We start from the raw sequence: 16,946 nt of genomic DNA, 5'->3' as shown, positions 1-16,946 counted from the left end.
GCGCTTCGTACGGATCAAACGGACAATCATGACTTTCCGTAGGAGCGGACCTTGTCCGCGATTCGCGCGCATGGCGCGCCCCTACAGGGAGAGATCGGCGCGGGGATTTTCGCGGATGAGATCCGCTCCTACGCTGCTTCCGGGGAGCCAGAAGACACCGAGCGTTCAGCCCTTGCGCCGCGCCTTGAAGAAGGCCGAGAGCATCGCACTGCATTCCTCCGCCAGCACGCCACCTTCCACCAGAACCTTGTGGTTGAGGAAGTCCTGAGCGAAGAACGCGCCGCGACTGATCACCACTCCCGACTTGGGCTCGGTGGCCGCGTAGACCAGGCGCTGGATGCGCGCGTGCACCAGCAGGCCCGCGCACATGCTGCACGGCTCCAGGGTCACGTAGAGCGTACTGCCGGGAAGCCGGTAGTTGCCGGCCGCCGTGGACGCCTCGCGGATAGCCACCATCTCGGCGTGGGCGCTCGGGTCGTGCGCGGTGATCGGCTGGTTGAAGCCGCGGCCGATGATCTGCCCGTCCAGCACCAGCACCGCGCCCACCGGCACCTCGCCCAGCGCCGCGCCCTGCTCCGCCAGGCGCATGGCCTCGCGCATGAACTCGCGGTCGCGACTGCGATCGATCACCGGGACCAATCCCTTCACCGTCGGGTGGCCCTTGCTGTTGGTCAGCCGCACCAGGCGTCTCCCACGGCGATGGTGCCCATCAGGCCGGTCTCCATGTGATCGATGACGTGGCAGTGGAACATCCACAGCCCCGGGTTATCCGCCACCAGCGCCACGCGGGCGGTTTCGTTCTTACCCAGCAGGTAAGTGTCGCTGTAGTACGGGATGATCTTGCGCCGGTTGGAGTCCAGCACCTTGAAGGTCATGCCGTGCAGGTGGATCGGGTGCTGGTACTGGGTCATGTTGCGCAGGGTGAAGATGTAGCTCTTGCCGAGCTCCAGCTTAGCCAGCGGCGGGCCGCTGTGCTTGTGCTCTTCGCCGCCCTGCCAGGCTACGCCGTTGATCTGCCACAGCGACGGGGCCTGCTGGCCCTGCGAATAATCGGTCATGGCGCCGACCCACTCGAACTTGAAGTTGATGGTCTCGGCCTTCTCCAGGTCCGGCTCGCTTACCGGGTTGGCCGGCAGCGCGGCCGGCCAGTCGGCGGAACCGGCCTTGGTCGGCTCGACGCCACGGATGGTCGCCAGGCGCACCACGCCATCGCGCATCGACAGTTCCTGGCCAGCCGCCGGACCACGGATCGCCAGCTCCAGGCGCATCCCCGGGCCGATCCAGTACTGGTCGACGAAGTCACGCGGCTCGACCGGGTGGCCGTCGATGGCGTAGATCTTCGCCTCGCAACCCGGCAGGTTCAGGCGGTAGGTCACGGTGTTGTCGAGGTTCAGCAGGCGCACGCGGGTGACCTGCCCGGCCGGCAGCTCGATTACCGGCGTGGCCACGCCATTGATGGTCGACAGGCTGCCGCGGGTGCCTTCGCGGGCGGCTTCGCGCGGGACGCTGAAGGCGGTGAACGCGCCCTGCTCGTCCACGTGCCAGGTCTTCAGGCAGAGGATCTTTTCCTGGGTGAAGCCGCTCGGCTCGCGCTCGTCGATGATCAGCGGGCCGACCAGGCCACGGCCGAGCTGCTCGCTGCTCATCAGGTGCGGGTGATACCAGTAGCTGCCGGCGTCCGGGGTCTTGAACTGGTAGATGAAGCTCTGCCCCGGCGGGATCGGCGGCTGCGAGATGTAGGGCACGCCGTCCATCTCGATCGGCAGGCGGATGCCGTGCCAGTGGATGGTGGTCGGCTGATCCAGCTTGTTGGTGAAGCGCACGCGCAGCCAGTCGCCCTGGCGACCGCGGATCTCGAAGCCGGGGAAGCGGTGGCCGTAGACCAGCGCCGGCGTCTGGTGGCCGGGCACCAGTTCCAGGTCCATGGGAGCAGCGATCAGCTCGTAGTCGTGCTCGGCGGCCACTTGCGGGCGCGCCAGCCAGATGCGCGCGCCACCGGCGCCGAGGCCGACCACGGCGAGGCCGGCGATGCCGCCAAGAACTTGTCTGCGGGTAAAGCCCATGTAATCCCCCGGAAAAAGCCACTGCATGGAAATGATAGATTTTCTCATTTTCATCCACGCAAGGCGAGCCACGGAATGCCGCAGCCGATCGGCACCAGATGCGACAAGGGCAGCCAAAGCTGCCCTTGTCGTCGAGAGGTCCGCTAACGCGGCCCCATCATTCCCACTCGATGGTCGCCGGCGGTTTGCTCGACACGTCGTAGGTAACGCGGGAGATGCCTTCGATCTCGTTGATGATGCGGTTGCTGACCTTCTCCAGCAGCTCGTAGGGCAGGTGCGCCCAGCGTGCGGTCATGAAGTCGATGGTCTCCACTGCGCGCAGGGCCACGACCCAGGCGTAGCGACGGCCGTCACCGACCACGCCGACCGATTTCACCGGTTGGAAGACCACGAAGGCCTGGCTGGTCTTGTGGTACCAGTCGAAGTTGCGCAGTTCTTCGATGAAGATGTGGTCCGCGCGACGCAGCAGGTCGGCGTATTCCTTCTTCACTTCGCCGAGGATGCGCACGCCCAGGCCCGGGCCCGGGAACGGGTGGCGGTAGACCATGTCGTAGGGCAGGCCCAGCTCCAGGCCGATCTTGCGGACTTCGTCCTTGAACAGCTCGCGCAGCGGCTCGACCAGTTCGAACTGCATGTCTTCGGGCAGGCCGCCGACGTTGTGGTGCGACTTGATCACGTGGGCCTTGCCGGTCTTGGCGCCCGCCGACTCGATCACGTCCGGGTAGATGGTGCCCTGGGCGAGGAACTTCACGTCCTGCAGCTTGGTGGCTTCCTCGTCGAAGACCTCGATGAAGGTCTTGCCGATGATCTTGCGCTTCTGCTCCGGGTCGGCGACGCCGGCCAGGCGGCCGAGGAACTTCTCTTCGGCATTGGCGCGGATCACCTTGACGCCCATGTTCTCGGCGAACATGGCCATCACCTGGTCGCCTTCGTGCAGGCGCAGCAGGCCGTTGTCGACGAACACGCAGGTCAGCTGGTCGCCGATGGCCTTGTGCAGCAGGGCCGCGACCACCGAGGAGTCGACGCCGCCGGACAGGCCCAGCAGCACCTTGGAAGTACCGACCTGGGCGCGGACAGTGGCGATGGCATCGTTGACGATGTTCGACGGGGTCCACAGGGCTTCGCAGCCGCAGATTTCCAGGATGAAGCGCGAGAGGATGCGGCCGCCCTGCTTGGTGTGGGTCACTTCCGGGTGGAACTGCACGCCGTAGTAGGCGCGGCTGTCGTCAGCCATGGCGGCGATCGGGCAGCTCGGGGTGCTGGCCAGGATATGGAAGCCGGCCGGCATCGAGGTGACCTTGTCGCCGTGGCTCATCCACACGTCGAGGCCGAGCACGCCGTCGTCATCCACGTGATCCTCGATGCCGTCGAGCAGGCGTGCCTTGCCGACTACGTCGACGCGGGCGTAGCCGAACTCGCGCAGGTCCGAACCCTGCACCTTGCCGCCCAGCTGCTCGGCCATGGTCTGCATGCCGTAGCAGATGCCGAACAGCGGCACATTCAGGTCGAACACGGCCTGCGGCGCGCGCGGGCTGTCCTGCTCGTGCACCGACTCCGGGCCGCCGGCCAGGATGATGCCGCGCGGGGCGAAGGCGCGGATGTCGTCGTTGCTCATGTCGAACGGGTGGATTTCGCAGTACACGCCGATCTCGCGAACGCGGCGGGCGATCAGCTGGGTGTACTGGGAGCCGAAGTCCAGGATCAGGATCCGGTGAGCGTGAATGTCTTGGGCCATGGCCGTCTCTCGTAGCGGAATTCTCAAACGACACGGGGCTGTATCAAGCAGCCCCGTGTCGAACTCATTACCGAAACCCTCAACCTACTCGGTAGTTCGGGGCTTCCTTGGTGATCTGCACGTCGTGCACATGGGACTCGGCCATGCCGGCGCCGGTGATCCGCACGAACTGCGGCTTGGTGCGCATGTCCTGGATGTCGGCGCTGCCGGTGTAGCCCATGGCGGCGCGCAGGCCACCCATCAGCTGGTGAACGATGGCGGTCAGCTGGCCCTTGTACGGCACGCGACCTTCGATGCCTTCGGGCACCAGCTTCTCGGCGCCGGCGGAGGCATCCTGGAAGTAGCGGTCGGAGGAACCGGTCGAACCGGCCATGGCGCCCAGGGAGCCCATACCACGGTAGGACTTGTAGGAGCGGCCCTGGAACAGCTCGATTTCGCCCGGCGCTTCTTCGGTACCGGCGAACATGGAGCCCATCATCACGCAGTAGGCGCCAGCCACCATGGCCTTGGCCAGGTCGCCGGAGAAGCGGATGCCGCCGTCGGCGATCAGCGGAACGCCGGTGCCTTCGAGCGCAGCAGCGACGTTGGCGATGGCGGAAATCTGCGGTACGCCCACGCCAGCGACGATACGGGTGGTGCAGATGGAGCCCGGGCCGATACCGACCTTCACGGCGTCAGCGCCCGCTTCGGCCAGCGCCTTGGCGGCTTCGCCGGTAGCGATGTTGCCGCCGATGACCTGCACCTGCGGGAAGTTTTCCTTCACCCAGCGAACGCGGTCGATGACACCCTTGGAGTGGCCGTGGGCGGTGTCGACGACAACCACGTCGACGCCAGCGGCAACCAGTGCGGCTACGCGCTCGCCGGTGTCGGCGCCGGTGCCGACGGCTGCGCCGACACGCAGGCGACCCAGGTCGTCCTTGGACGCCAGCGGGTAAGTCTTGGCCTTCTCGATGTCACGGAAGGTCACCAGGCCAGTGAGGCGGAATTTGTCGTCGACGATCAGCATCTTCTCGATGCGGTTCTCGTAGAGCGCGGCCTTGATTTCTTCCAGCGCGGTGCCTTCGCGGGCGGTGACCAGCTTTTCCTTGGGAGTCATGATCGCGGAGACGCTGTCGCCGACGTTCGGCTTAACGCGCAGGTCGCGGCCGGTGACGATGCCGACCAGCTCGCCCTCTTCCACCACCGGGAAGCCGGAGAAGCCGTATTCGCGGGCGATCTGCAGCAGCTCGATGATCTTGGTCGAGGGGGTCACGGTGACCGGGTCGCGAACGATGGCGGTCTCGTGCTTCTTGACCTTGCGGACTTCGGCAGCCTGCTGCTCGATGCTCATGTTCTTGTGGATGATGCCGATGCCGCCTTCCTGCGCCATGGCGATGGCCAGGCGGGATTCGGTCACGGTATCCATGGCGGCGGAGACCAGCGGAATGTTCAGTTCGATGCCGCGAGTCAGACGGGTCTTCAGGCTCACGTCCTTGGGCAGAACTTCGGAATATCCGGGGATCAGGAGGACGTCGTCGAACGTCAGGGCTTCTTGACTGATGCGCAGCATGGCGGGGGCTCCCACGCGGGAAAATGGAAGCGCGGCATTATATCCCAGTTTGACGCTCGGGCTCAACGCGCCCGACCGCTGGAATGGCGGGTTGCGTGCTGGCCCTCGACAACGCCCGGGCTTATCATCCAGCGCCATGTTCAAAGACCCTTTCCAACGGCTCGGCCTCGACCGTGAGGTGCTGACCGTCAGCCAGCTCAACCAGCGCGCCCGCCAGCTCCTGGAGGACGTGTTCCCGCAGGTGTGGGTCGAAGGCGAGATCTCCAACCTCGCCCGCCCGGCTTCCGGCCACCTCTATTTCACCTTGAAGGACAGCAACGCCCAGGTGCGCTGCGCGCTGTTCCGGCAGAACGCCCTGCGCGTGCGCCAGGCGCTGCGCGACGGCCTGGCCGTTAAGGTGCGCGGCAAGGTCTCGCTGTTCGAAGGACGTGGCGACTACCAACTGATCGCCGATGCCGTCGAGCCCGCCGGTGACGGCGCCCTGCGCCTGGCCTTCGAGGCACTTAAAGAGAAGCTGGCCGCCGAGGGGCTGTTCTCCCCCGAGCGCAAACGGCCGCTGCCGGCTCACCCGCAACGCATCGGTATCGTCAGCTCGCCCACCGGCGCAGTGATCCGCGACATCATCAGCGTCTTCCGCCGCCGCGCGCCGCAGGTCGAGCTGACCCTCGTACCTACTGCCGTTCAGGGTCGCGAAGCCACGCTGCAAATCGTCCGTGCCCTGCAACTGGCCGACGCCAAGGGCTTCGACGCCATCATCCTGGCCCGGGGCGGCGGCTCGCTGGAGGACCTCTGGTGCTTCAACGAAGAAGCCGTGGCTCGCGCCATCGCCGCCTGCGCCACGCCGGTGGTCAGTGCGGTCGGCCATGAGACGGACGTTTCCATCGCCGACTTCGTCGCCGACGTCCGCGCGCCCACGCCCTCCGCCGCCGCCGAACTGCTGGCCCCGCACACCGGTGACTTGCAACAGCGCCTCGACAGCCTGCGCCGCCGCTTGATCCTGCGTATCCAGGACCGCCTGACCCGCGAGCGCCTGCGCCTGGAAGGCACCGCCCGGCGCCTGCGCCACCCCGGCGAGCGCCTGCGCCAGCAGGCCCAGCGCCTCGACGACCTGGACATGCGCCTGCGCCGTGCCTTCGAGCGCCAGCTGCAAGTCCGCAACGAACGCCTGGCCCGCCTGCAGACCCGCCTGCAGGCCCATCACCCCGGCCGCGCCCTGGCGCTGCTGCGGCAGAAACTCGACAGCCTGGCCGCGCGACTACCCCATGCGACCCGGGCGATCCTTCGCGAGCGCCGCCAGCGTCTCGACGGCCTGGCGCAGAACCTGCACATCGTCAGCCCGCTGGCCACCCTCGGCCGCGGCTACAGCATCCTCCTCGACGAACGCGGCCAGGCCGTGCGCCGCGCCGCCCAGGCCCAGCCCGGCCAGCGCCTGAAGGCGAAGCTTGGCGAGGGCGAGCTGGACGTGCGGGTGGAGGACAATCACCAGACGCCCGTCACCCTCTCCCTGCTGGACTGAATGCCGTGACCGACCTGCTCGCCGCCATCCCCGAAGCGCCGGAGCCCGATTGGGCCACGGCCTTCCGCATGCCCATCGTCGAATGCGGCGAGCCCATGGAAGCGCTGGGCACCAGCCAGGGCTTCCTGGTCTGGCCGGCCTACCATCGCCTGGGCATCCCCAATGCGCTGCCCGAATGCCACGCCCGCGCCGGCGTGTTCGCGCGCCTGCTGCAGGCGGCGAAGCTGCTGCCCGACGGCCTGCGCCTGGTGGTGCTGGATGCCTGGCGGCCCTTCGCCGTCCAGCAGCATCTCTACGACACCCTCTACGACATCCTCCGCCAGCACGAACCGAACGCCGATCCGGCCGAGCTGACCCGTCGCACCCGCGAGTTCGTCGCCCCGCCGAGCACCCGCGCCGAAGCGCCGAGCCCGCACCTGACCGGCGGCGCCGTGGACATCAGCCTCTGCGATCAAGACGGCCGCTGGCTCGATATGGGCAGCCTGTTCGACGAAGCGACCCCGCGCTCCTACACCCGGCATTACGAAGACGCCACCGACGGCCACGGCCGCGCCATCCGCGACCGCCGCCGGCTGTTGTTCAACGTCATGCGCGAAGTCGGCTTCAGCAACCTGTCCAGCGAATGGTGGCACTACGACTACGGCGACCAGCTGTGGGCCTGGCACACCGGCGCGCCAGCGGCGATCTACGGCCCGGCGCAGGTTCCATCGCTGGAGCAACTGTGGCGCCAGCAACTGCACAACCTGCGACCGTAGGAGCGGATCTCATCCGCGAATCGCGGACAAGGTCCGCTCCTACAAGAGCACGCGCAGGTCTCTTCACTCACCCGCTCATCCAATACGGACAACCCCATGCTCCGCGCCTTCTGCCTCCTCGCCGCCACCCTCCTCGCCCTGCCCGTCCATGCCGAAGGCTTCATCAGCCGCACCCTGAACAAACCGGTGCCCGGCGGCGTGGCCGTGATTCAGTTGGGTAACGAAGGCCCGGCGCCGACCGCGCGCTACCAGGGCAAGCCTGTGTTGGTGGTAAAGGAAGAGGGGCGTGACTGGATCGCCATCGTCGGCATCCCGCTGACGACCAAGCCGGGCCAGCAGCAGGTTCAGGTGCAGCAAGCCGGTCAGGCGCGCGCCCTACCCTTCACGATTGGCAGCAAGCATTACCGTGAGCAGCGCATCACCCTGAAGAACACCCGCCAGGTCAATCCGCTGCCCGAGGACCTGGCGCGGATCAACCGCGAGCTGGCCGAACAGACCGCCGCCTACCGCAGCTTCAGCCCTGGCACGCCGAGCAACCTGGTGCTCGACAAGCCAGTAAACGGCCCGCTTTCGAGCCCCTTCGGCCTGCGCCGCTTCTTCAATGGCGAAGAACGCAACCCGCACTCCGGGCTGGACTTCGCCGTACCCGCCGGCACGCCGATCAAGACGCCGGCCGCGGGCAAGGTCATCCTGATCGGCAACTACTTCTTCAACGGCAACACCGTGTTCGTCGACCACGGCCAGGGCTTCATCAGCATGTTCTGCCACATGTCGAAAATCGACGTGCGCCTGGGCCAGCAGCTCGCCCGCGGCGACGTGGTCGGCCGCGTCGGCGCCACCGGCCGCGCCACCGGGCCGCACATGCACTGGAACGTCAGCCTCAACGACGCCCGCGTCGACCCGGCGATCTTCATCGGCGCCTTCAAGCCCTGAACAGCGCCCGGCGACGCTCGAAATCGACGAGTCAGTTCATCTTCATGCCCGGCATGTCGGACATATCGTGGTCGTCATGCTCGGCAGCGCCCGGTGCCTGCTTCTGGACCTCGACCTCGACCTTCACGTCGCCGGCCTTCTGGAAATGCAGGGTCACCGGGAAACGCTCTCCGTCGGCCAGCGGCTTCTTCAGGCCGAACAGCATCAGGTGGTAGTGGCCGGGTGCGAAGGTCAGGGTGCCGCCGGCGGGAATGTCCACGCCTTCGACCTTTTGCATCTTCATCATGCCGTCCTTCATCACGTGCTCGTGCACTTCGGCACTGGCAGCGCGCTCGGTGTCGGCACCGACCAGGCGATCGGCGGACTTGCCGTGGTTGTGCACGACGAAATAGGCCGCGCCGTTTGCCGAGACGGCCGGCAGCAGCAGCGACCAGGGATGTTCGATCTCGAGGTCGCCAGCCTTGTACTCGTGGGCCAGAAGCGGAGCGGAGAAGGACAGCAGGGCCGCGAAGGCCAGCAGGGTTTTGCGCATGGTGGAAACTCCTAGCAGTCTCATGGGCCGACCGGCAAGAGGACCGGCGGCAACGTCGAGGGCCCGGGCAGCATAGCCGCTCCGCGCCCCCACTCAAGCCGGCGACAGGGCCGCCGGCGCACAACTCAATCGAAGGCCTGGCGCCCACTAGCCAGGCGCGAAAGCACCAGCCAGTCGAAGCCCCAGACCAGCAGCAGCGACGCGCCTACCAGGGGGAAGGCAATGCCCAGCAGCACCACGATGCCCAGGCCAACCTTCCACACCGGCAAGGCATGCGGCAGCGGAGGCACGCCCAGGCGCCCGGCCGGCTTGCGCAGCCACCACAACCACAGGCCGCTGGCGGCGCTGAACAGGATCATCAGGCAGACGGCGAGCATCAGCAGCTGGTTGGCCAGGCCGAACATCTTGCCCTCGTGCAGCATCACGCCTGTCTCGACGCTGCGTGCCACGAGGCCGTAGTCCTTCCAGCGCACGTCGGCGAGGACCTTGCCGCTGTACTGGTCGACATGCAGGGTGGCGTCGTTGCGCGGGTCGTCGGCAAACACCGAAACGGTGAATACGCCCTCCTCGCCTTTGGGCAGGCTGATGCTGTAGCCCGGCGTCACCCCACGCTCGCGAGCGATGTCGACTACCTGCTGCAAGCCAATCTGCGGCGCGGCCATCGAGCCACCCGCCATATGTCCGGCGTGCTCGGCATGGGCGCCGGAAACCGGCATCGGCGTGTTCTCCATGGCCCAGGGCACGGTCTGCCGGTGCGCTTCGTTGAGCGAACGTGCCTGCACGTCGGACTTGGGCACGTCGTTCCACATCGCCGCCGGGAAGCGGTTCCAGACATCGGCGAAGGACTCGCCCCAGTAGCCGGTCCAGGTCATCCCCGAGAGCAGCATGAACAGCAGCAAAGCCGCCCCCCAGAAGCCGGTGACCGCATGCAGCTCGCGCCACCAGCCACGCCCACGCTGCTCGCGGTTGGGGACCAGCACGCCACGCTTGCCGCGCCCGCGCGGCCACCACAGGTAGACGCCCGACACCACCAGGACGATGCCCCAGCCGGCGGCCAGTTCGATCAGGCGGTCGCCGACGGTGCCGATCATCAACTCACCGTGCAGCGCCCGGGCGATAGCCTGCAGGTTGTAGTGGGCATCCTGGCTGCCGAGCAGCTCGCCGCTGTAGGGGTTCACGAACAGATTGGTTTCGCGACCGTCAAGACTGGCGACGAACTGCGCGCTGCTTTCGGCCGTCGCCGGCGGCAGGTACTTGCTGACCGCCGCCTGCGGCAACGCCTGGTGCAGCCGCGCCAGTTGCTCGTCGGCGCTTAGCACCTGTGCCGCTGGCTGCACCTCGAGCAGATCGCGGTACATCAAAACGTCGAGCTGCGGCTTGAACAGATAGATGATCCCGGTGAACGCCAGCAGGATCATGAAGGGCGCGACGAACAATCCCGCATAGAAATGCCAACGCCAGGCCAGGTTGTAGAAATCCACGGTCTTTTTCATGTGTCGTTGTCTCCACGCAAGACCGCACCCGCCGGAGCGGGCGCGGCGGGCCTTAGAAGCTGAAGTCCACTTTGGTCCAGTAGGTGCGACCCGGTTCGTTGATCGCCTTGTCGCCGGGGAAGCCGAAACCGGCGTCGCCCGCCAGGTTGAGGTGCTCGGCGTAGGCCTTGTCGAAGAGGTTGTCGATGCCGGTGCTGACCTTGAAGTTCTTGCTCAGCTTGTAGGCGCCATTGAGCGAGAACACGCCGAAGCCGCCGGTCTTGTCGAAGTCCTGGCCGACCACGTTGCCCTCGCCGATGGCCACGCGGTTCTGCGCCGCCACCAGGCGCCACAGGCCGCCGACGCTCCACAGGTCGCGTTCGTAGGTCAGCCCCAGGCGCGCCTCCAGCGGCGGCATCTGCGGCAGGGCGCGACCATCGGTGGTGTTCTTGCCCCAGGCGTACGCCAGGGTGGTGTCGGTCTTCCAGTTCGAGTCCAGGCGATAGCTGGCGCCCAGTTCGCCGCCCATGATCCGCGCGTTGATGTTGCGCGCCTGGGTGCTGCTCATACCCATCATGTCGGTGTCGTAGTCGAACAGGATGAAGTCATGCACCACGCCGGCGTAGGCCGATACCCAGGCTTGCAGCTTGCCGTCGTCGTACTGCGCGCCGATGTCCAGCTGGGTGGTCTTCTCCGGCTTGATCGCATCGAATGCGTTGACCGAACCGCTCGGCCCGTTGCTCGGCGAGAACAGCTCCCAGTAGTCGGGGAAACGCTCGACGTAACCGAGGCCGGCGTACAGCGTGGTCGGCGAATCGGCCAGGTCGTGCTCGTAGCGGGCGAAGGCGCTGGGCAGGGTGTCGCTGCGGGTATCGCCGGCAGTCGGGTTGGGCATGCTCATCGACATGCTGCCGAGGGTCTGCCGGTAGTCCTTGGCGTCCGCGCGGTCGAGGCGCGCACCACCGATCACCCGGCTGCGCTCGGCGGCGTACCAGGTCAGCTCGGCGAAGGCGCCGTAGTCGTGCATCACCGCGTCTTTCGTCCATGGGAAGGCGTCGGTGTCGGTGAAGGTGTCGCTCATCATGTCGAAGCTGGAGTTGCGCTCGCGGTGCTCGCTGCGCAGGGCATCGACGCCGGTGACCAGCTGGTAGTCGGACCAGTCCAGGGTCGCCGCCACCCGGCCGCCGACGGTGCGCCGGTCGACTTCAGAGGCCATCGGCATGGGCATCATGCTGCTCGGGTCGGGGGTGCGCAGGCGGAAGTTGTCCATGATGTGGTCGGCGTAGTTGTAGTAGACCTGCGCCTCCAGCTTCTGGAACACCTCGCTGATGTTGCGCTTCTCGAAGCGCAGGCCGAGGCTCTCGCGCTTGAACTGAGAGCCGTCCATGCCGCGCCCGGCGTAGCGTGCCTTCCCGTTACCCTTGCCGGCGGTCAGCTCGACCAGGGTGTCGGCATCCGGGGTCCAGCCGGCGGCGACGTCGCCGTTCCACTTGTCCCAGCGAGAGGGCACGGTATCGCCGTTGCCGTCCTTGTAGTCGTCGGCCTGGGCCTGGTTGCCGACCACCCGCAGGTAGCCCTGGGGACCGCCAACGGCACCATCGATGACTTTGTCGAAGCGGCCGTTGGAGCCAGCCAGGACGCTGCCGTTCAGGCGGCTGCCCAGTTCGCCGAAATGCTCGGGCTCACGGTCGAAGCGCACGGTACCAGCCGAGGCGCCGGGGCCCCATATGACAGTTTCCGGGCCCTTGACCACGGTCAGCTTGTCGAAGGTTTCCGGTGCGATGTAGGAGCTGGGCGCGTCCATGCGGAACGGGCAAGCGCCGATCATCAGCCCGCCATTGGTGCGCAGGTTCAGGCGCGAGCCGAACATCCCGCGCAGCACCGGATCGCCATTGGTGCCGCCATTTCTGATGGCGGAGAAGCCGGGGATGGTCTTCAGGTAGTCGGTGCCGTCGCTGGCCGGCACTGGCTGCCGCGCTTCCTTGGGGTTGGTGACGATGGTCAGCGGCGAGCTCTGCTGCACAGCGGTGATGACCGCGGGCTCCAGCTCGATGATCGAGTGGTCGGCGTGCGGATCGCTGTCTGCCGCCGAGGCGAAGGGGACGACGCCAAGGGCGGCGAGTGCGCAAAAGGTGCGCAGGTATGCGGGGCGAGCACGCCCGCGCAGGAAGGAGTTGGACATGTGCATTCCATGATCGATGACGAGATTCTTCCGGCCACGCGCACGGCGAGCGCGCACGCAGGAGACGGGCTCCGGCGCGCGGCGAGCGGGCGGTGGCAGTGACGGTCGGTCAGGCGGTCATGGACGGTGGCGCGCGCGAACGCGCGCCGGGGAACACCGGCGAGGCGGGAATCGGATGTTCGATGACGACCTGGGGTGCCGGCGCAGCGCCGGGCAGGTCGGCGGGGAGGAACAGCTGCGGCGCATCGAGCACCGGGCTGTGGATCAGCAGGCCGCAATAGCCGCACTTCTCCATGAAGCCCGCCGCCGGCTTGGGCATGACGGATTCATGGTGACCGCTGCGCGCCTCGTCGGAGCAGGCCATCTCGTCCATGCCGGCCATGGCCGGCATGACGTGGTCCATCGGCATCGACTGCGACACCAGCGGGCCGAGATGGATCATCAGCATGGCGAAGAACGCCAGCCAGATGGCCATGCCGGAGCGGTGGGAATGTCGTTTGCGGTCGATCACGAAGGGTCCTTTGGGCTGGTTGTCGCAGCCAGGCGGCGTTTTACTCCGGTCGATGGCGAGGTGCAATTCGCTGATGGCCGAATGCCCCTGCGGCATGAAGCCGCAGAATGCAGTAAAGCAGAGTTTTCCTAGGGCAATTTCTTGCGACCAAATCGGAATCGAATTACATAAAATCGCGCCAAATCAAAAATAGAGACGATTCCTGCCAATTTTTAGACAATGCTTGCCACGAACATCCGACAGCACTAGGGTGGGCGCTATGAAAACTGCACATACCCTCATCCTGCTTCGCCAACACGCCTGCCTGCGTCTGGTCAGTCCGCGACTGCGTGGCTGAAACCTTCGCGTCGTTTCATCTCTTCATCTACTCGCGCTCGCACAGGCCGGTTGGCCAGGAAGTCCAAGGAATCCGCTCATGACCATGCTCAAAGACCCGTCGAAGAAATACCGTCCGTTCACCCAGATCACCCTGCCCGACCGTACCTGGCCGGACAAGGTCATCGACAAGGCGCCGATCTGGCTGTCCACCGACCTGCGTGACGGCAACCAGTCGCTGATCGAGCCGATGGACGCCGAGAAGAAGATGCGTTTCTTCAAGTGCCTGGTACAGGTTGGCCTGAAGGAAATCGAAGTGGGCTTCCCGTCCGCCTCGCAGACCGACTTCGACTTCGTCCGCGAGCTGATCGAAGGCGGCCACATCCCCGACGACGTCACCATCCAGGTGCTGACCCAGGCCCGTGACGACCTCATCGAGCGCACCTTCGAGTCGCTGAAGGGCGCCAAGCGCGCCATCGTCCACTACTACAACGCCTGCGCACCGAGCTTCCGCAAGATCGTCTTCAACCAGGACAAGGCCGGCGTGAAAGCCATCGCCGTGGCCGCCGGCAAGACCATCAAGCGCCTGGCCGATGCCGCGCCTGAGACCCAGTGGGGCTTCGAGTACTCGCCGGAAGTCTTCAGCTCGACCGAGACAGACTTCGCCGTCGAGGTGTGCAACGCAGTGATCGACGTGTTCCAGCCGACCCCGGCCAACCGCCTGATCCTCAACCTGCCCGCCACCATCGAGTGCGCCACCCCGAACAACTACGCCGACCAGATCGAGTGGTTCGGCCGCCACATCGACAAGCGCGACAGCGTGCTGCTCAGCCTGCACACCCACAATGACCGTGGCACCGGTGTAGCCGCTTCGGAACTGGCGCTGATGGCCGGCGCCGACCGCGTCGAAGGCTGCCTGTTCGGCAACGGCGAGCGCACCGGCAACCTCTGCCTGGTGACCATGGCGCTGAACATGTACACCCAGGGCATCGACCCGCAGCTGGACTTCTCCGACATCGACGCCGTGCGCAAGGTGGTCGAAGAGTGCAACCAGATTCCGGTGCACCCGCGTCACCCGTACGTCGGCGACCTGGTCCACACCGCCTTCTCCGGCTCGCACCAGGACGCCATCCGCAAGGGCTTCGCCCAGCAGAAGGACGATGCCGTGTGGGAAGTGCCGTACCTGCCGATCGACCCGGCCGACATCGGCCGCAGCTACGAAGCGGTGATCCGCGTGAACAGCCAGTCCGGCAAGGGCGGCATCACCTTCCTGCTCGAACAGGAATACGGCATCAGCCTGCCGCGCCGCATGCAGATCGAGTTCAGCCAGGTCGTGCAGAACGAGACCGATCGCCTGGGCCTGGAGATGACCGCCGAGCAGATCTACGCCCTGCTGGAAGCCGAATACCTGCAAGTCGTCACGCCCTTCGCGCTGAAGAACTACCGCCTGCAGGAAGAAAACGGCATCTGCGCCATCGACATCGACGTGGTGCACAAGGGTGAACAACACCGCTGGCACGGCAAGGGCAAAGGCACCCTGGAAGCCCTGGTCGCCGCGCTGCCGGTCGACGTCGAGATCATGGACTACAACGAGCACGCCATCGGCGCCGGAACCACCGCGCGCGCCGCAGCCTACATCGAGCTGCGCGTCGAAGGCGGCCGCTCGCTGCACGGCATCGGCATCGACGAAAACATCACCACCGCCAGCTTCCGCGCCCTGTTCAGCGCGCTGAACCGCGCGGTGACGCTGGGCCACGCCAAGGCGGCGTAAGCCCGGTCCTACCGCAGTCCCCCTCGCCCCGGGCAGTTCGCTGTCCGGGGCTGTTTTTTTGCAGGATCGAAATCAGGCAGCGCCTGCGGGACGATCCCTCGGCCCTGCTTCAAACTGCTCAGTCATCCTCGCCGCTGGCCGAATGGGCCCCAAGGCAGCACAAGCGGTGCTCCTGCTCGCCCTGCAGCAGGATCCAACTGTCGTCTTCGGCCTGATGCTGCGCTTCCATCACCTCGTTGTAGGTGAACTGCCATTGACGGCGATCGCGCCCGTCGACGACCTCCACGCGCAATACCACCTCTTCGCTGGCGAAGGGCTCGCCCGCATCGGCTGCGGCTTCGGCGCGGTCGAGCAGCGCCTCGTCGAGCTCGAACTGCCAGGCGTGCAGGCCGTCGATCAGCAGCATGTCGGCCATTTCGAGCTGGTCGAGCAGGTAGAGGGTGTGGTCGGTCATGGTCGTGCTCCGCTTGAGAAGGCCGCCATGATAGGCCAAAGCCATGGCGGCGGCGCCTTTCCCGTCAATCGGCCAGTGTGGCCAGCACCCCGTGCAGGCGCTCCAGGGTCGCCGGCGCGCAACGCTGCATGGGCTCGCGCAGCTCGTCATCGATCTGCCCCTGCAGTGCCAGCGCCGCCTTGACCGCCGCCGGATTGGGCTCGGCGAAGGCCGCCTGCATCCACGGCAGCAGGCGATAGAAGGTGCGCCGTGCGCCCGGCAGATCGCCCTCTTCCACCAGCCGCTGCATGTGTACATACAGGTCGGCGCGCACATGCGCCGAAGCGGAAATCGCCCCCGCGCCGCCCAGGCAGAGGTTGCCGAAAATCTGCACATCCTCGCCGGCAAGCACCTCGACATTGCCGTCGGCGATCAGCGCCATGGTGGTTTCCGCATCGCCGCCGCAGTCCTTGATCGCCGCAATGCGCGGATGCCGGACGATGCGCCGCAGGGTTTCACGCTCGATGCGCACGCCGGTGCGATAGGGAATGTCGTAGAGCACCACGGGCACCGTGGACGCATCGGCGACCTGGCGGAAGAAAGCCTCCAGCCCCTGCTGCGACGGTCGAATGTAGTAAGGCGCAGGCACCAGGACGCCGGCAAGCGGACGCTGCTGGACCTCCTGCTGGAAGGCCAGCAGCTCGCGCAGGTTGTTGCCGGCCAGGCCCATGATCACTCGCTGCGACGGCACCCATTGCAGCACCGCGTCGAGCACGGCGAGCTGCTCGGCATGGCTCAGCGCTGCGGCCTCGCCGGTGGTGCCGCAGACCACGAAGCCGGCGACGCCGTCCTCCAGCAACTTGCCGACCAGCGCCTGCAATGCGGCGAAGTCGATTTCCCCGGCCCGGAACGGCGTTACCAGGGCTACCCAGATTCCACGAAACGACGACATGCGAAAACTCCTTGTGGCTGACCGTCTGGTCGCCGTCAGGGAGGGTGCGGGAATCATGCGGGGGAAGTGTTCGACCTTGCGCTTGTCCTGTCAGCCCATCTGACGGGACAGCACGCCCCGGTCAAATGAGCGACTGTTTCTTCGATTTCTTGGCAACGGCGACGCACGCGCAAACCTGGGCGAAGGAGCCCGGGAGCGGAAGCGAGTGGTCGAGAGAGAGGGACATG

14 protein-coding genes are annotated in these 16,946 nt (G+C 66.4%); 4 read left to right on the top strand and 10 right to left on the bottom strand.

Annotated elements, in window-relative coordinates; all coding sequences use genetic code 11:
• Nucleotides 1-165 precede the first annotated feature (165 nt).
• From tadA to guaB, 4 genes are all read right to left on the bottom strand, one after another.
• Nucleotides 166-684 carry a tRNA adenosine(34) deaminase TadA gene (tadA, locus tag PKB_RS05315; RefSeq protein WP_043256952.1) on the bottom strand — a complete coding sequence of 173 codons (519 nt, stop codon included), beginning with the start codon at nt 682-684 and terminating at the stop codon, nt 166-168.
• Nucleotides 672-2,063 carry a multicopper oxidase family protein gene (locus PKB_RS05310; RefSeq protein ID WP_043249633.1) on the bottom strand — a complete coding sequence of 464 codons (1,392 nt, stop codon included), beginning with the start codon at nt 2,061-2,063 and terminating at the stop codon, nt 672-674. Before PKB_RS05310 ends, tadA begins: the two co-directional genes overlap by 13 nt.
• 157 nt (nt 2,064-2,220) lie before the next feature.
• Complete coding sequence (gene guaA / locus PKB_RS05305) at nt 2,221-3,798, bottom strand: glutamine-hydrolyzing GMP synthase (RefSeq protein WP_043249631.1); 1,578 nt, start codon at nt 3,796-3,798, stop codon at nt 2,221-2,223.
• Between the two features lie 79 nt (nt 3,799-3,877).
• Complete coding sequence (guaB, locus tag PKB_RS05300; RefSeq protein ID WP_043249628.1) at nt 3,878-5,347, bottom strand: IMP dehydrogenase; 1,470 nt, start codon at nt 5,345-5,347, stop codon at nt 3,878-3,880.
• Nucleotides 5,348-5,483: 136 nt separating this feature from the next.
• On the opposite strand from guaB, the gene xseA reads away from it, so the two are divergent.
• The 3 genes from xseA (at nt 5,484) to PKB_RS05285 (ending at nt 8,551) form a co-directional block, all read left to right on the top strand.
• Complete coding sequence (xseA, locus tag PKB_RS05295; RefSeq protein WP_043249626.1) at nt 5,484-6,863, top strand: exodeoxyribonuclease VII large subunit; 1,380 nt, start codon at nt 5,484-5,486, stop codon at nt 6,861-6,863.
• Between the two features lie 5 nt (nt 6,864-6,868).
• Entirely contained in the window at nt 6,869-7,618 is a 750-nt protein-coding gene (locus PKB_RS05290; RefSeq protein WP_043249624.1) for a M15 family metallopeptidase, read from the top strand.
• Between the two features lie 96 nt (nt 7,619-7,714).
• A complete protein-coding gene (locus PKB_RS05285) occupies nt 7,715-8,551 on the top strand; it encodes a M23 family metallopeptidase (RefSeq protein ID WP_043249623.1) in 837 nt (278 codons plus the stop codon).
• Nucleotides 8,552-8,582: 31 nt separating this feature from the next.
• Here PKB_RS05285 and PKB_RS05280 read toward each other — a convergent pair whose 3' ends face one another.
• The 4 genes from PKB_RS05280 to PKB_RS05265 form a co-directional block, all read right to left on the bottom strand.
• A complete protein-coding gene (locus PKB_RS05280) occupies nt 8,583-9,083 on the bottom strand; it encodes a copper chaperone PCu(A)C (protein WP_043249621.1) in 501 nt (166 codons plus the stop codon).
• Nucleotides 9,084-9,208: 125 nt separating this feature from the next.
• Complete coding sequence (locus PKB_RS05275; RefSeq protein WP_043249619.1) at nt 9,209-10,576, bottom strand: PepSY-associated TM helix domain-containing protein; 1,368 nt, start codon at nt 10,574-10,576, stop codon at nt 9,209-9,211.
• A gap of 52 nt (nt 10,577-10,628) precedes the next feature.
• Entirely contained in the window at nt 10,629-12,737 is a 2,109-nt protein-coding gene (locus PKB_RS05270; protein WP_043249617.1) for a TonB-dependent copper receptor, read from the bottom strand.
• Between the two features lie 109 nt (nt 12,738-12,846).
• Nucleotides 12,847-13,248: a DUF2946 domain-containing protein gene (locus tag PKB_RS05265; RefSeq protein WP_236658357.1), complete on the bottom strand. Its 402-nt coding sequence runs from the start codon at nt 13,246-13,248 to the stop codon at nt 12,847-12,849.
• Between the two features lie 415 nt (nt 13,249-13,663).
• Here PKB_RS05265 and leuA point away from each other — a divergent pair, with 415 nt between their 5' ends.
• Complete coding sequence (gene leuA / locus PKB_RS05260) at nt 13,664-15,334, top strand: 2-isopropylmalate synthase (protein ID WP_043249614.1); 1,671 nt, start codon at nt 13,664-13,666, stop codon at nt 15,332-15,334.
• A gap of 118 nt (nt 15,335-15,452) precedes the next feature.
• Here the strand turns inward: leuA and PKB_RS05255 are convergent, their stop codons facing one another.
• Entirely contained in the window at nt 15,453-15,788 is a 336-nt protein-coding gene (locus tag PKB_RS05255; protein ID WP_043249612.1) for a DUF5629 family protein, read from the bottom strand.
• A gap of 64 nt (nt 15,789-15,852) precedes the next feature.
• Nucleotides 15,853-16,719: a 4-hydroxy-tetrahydrodipicolinate synthase gene (gene dapA, locus PKB_RS05250; RefSeq protein ID WP_043249611.1), complete on the bottom strand. Its 867-nt coding sequence runs from the start codon at nt 16,717-16,719 to the stop codon at nt 15,853-15,855.
• Nucleotides 16,720-16,946: the final 227 nt, after the last annotated feature.

The organism is Pseudomonas knackmussii B13 (genome assembly GCF_000689415.1).
GTDB classification, from domain to species: domain Bacteria; phylum Pseudomonadota; class Gammaproteobacteria; order Pseudomonadales; family Pseudomonadaceae; genus Pseudomonas; species Pseudomonas knackmussii.
Note: the sequence above shows the minus strand (reverse complement) of the source record. Positions and strands in the feature narration are given on the sequence as shown.

Excerpts from the sequence above, each read along its gene's own strand:
- PKB_RS05270 (WP_043249617.1), bottom strand. The coding sequence starts at position 12,737 with ATGTCCAACTCCTTCCTGCGCGGGCGTGCTCGCCCCGCATACCTGCGC.
- dapA (WP_043249611.1), bottom strand. The coding sequence starts at position 16,719 with ATGTCGTCGTTTCGTGGAATCTGGGTAGCCCTGGTAACGCCGTTCCGG.
- PKB_RS05280 (WP_043249621.1), bottom strand. The coding sequence starts at position 9,083 with ATGCGCAAAACCCTGCTGGCCTTCGCGGCCCTGCTGTCCTTCTCCGCT.
- leuA (WP_043249614.1), top strand. The coding sequence starts at position 13,664 with ATGACCATGCTCAAAGACCCGTCGAAGAAATACCGTCCGTTCACCCAG.
- PKB_RS05255 (WP_043249612.1), bottom strand. The coding sequence starts at position 15,788 with ATGACCGACCACACCCTCTACCTGCTCGACCAGCTCGAAATGGCCGAC.
- PKB_RS05275 (WP_043249619.1), bottom strand. The coding sequence starts at position 10,576 with ATGAAAAAGACCGTGGATTTCTACAACCTGGCCTGGCGTTGGCATTTC.
- guaB (WP_043249628.1), bottom strand. The coding sequence starts at position 5,347 with ATGCTGCGCATCAGTCAAGAAGCCCTGACGTTCGACGACGTCCTCCTG.
- PKB_RS05310 (WP_043249633.1), bottom strand. The coding sequence starts at position 2,063 with ATGGGCTTTACCCGCAGACAAGTTCTTGGCGGCATCGCCGGCCTCGCC.
- guaA (WP_043249631.1), bottom strand. The coding sequence starts at position 3,798 with ATGGCCCAAGACATTCACGCTCACCGGATCCTGATCCTGGACTTCGGC.
- xseA (WP_043249626.1), top strand. The coding sequence starts at position 5,484 with ATGTTCAAAGACCCTTTCCAACGGCTCGGCCTCGACCGTGAGGTGCTG.
- PKB_RS05285 (WP_043249623.1), top strand. The coding sequence starts at position 7,715 with ATGCTCCGCGCCTTCTGCCTCCTCGCCGCCACCCTCCTCGCCCTGCCC.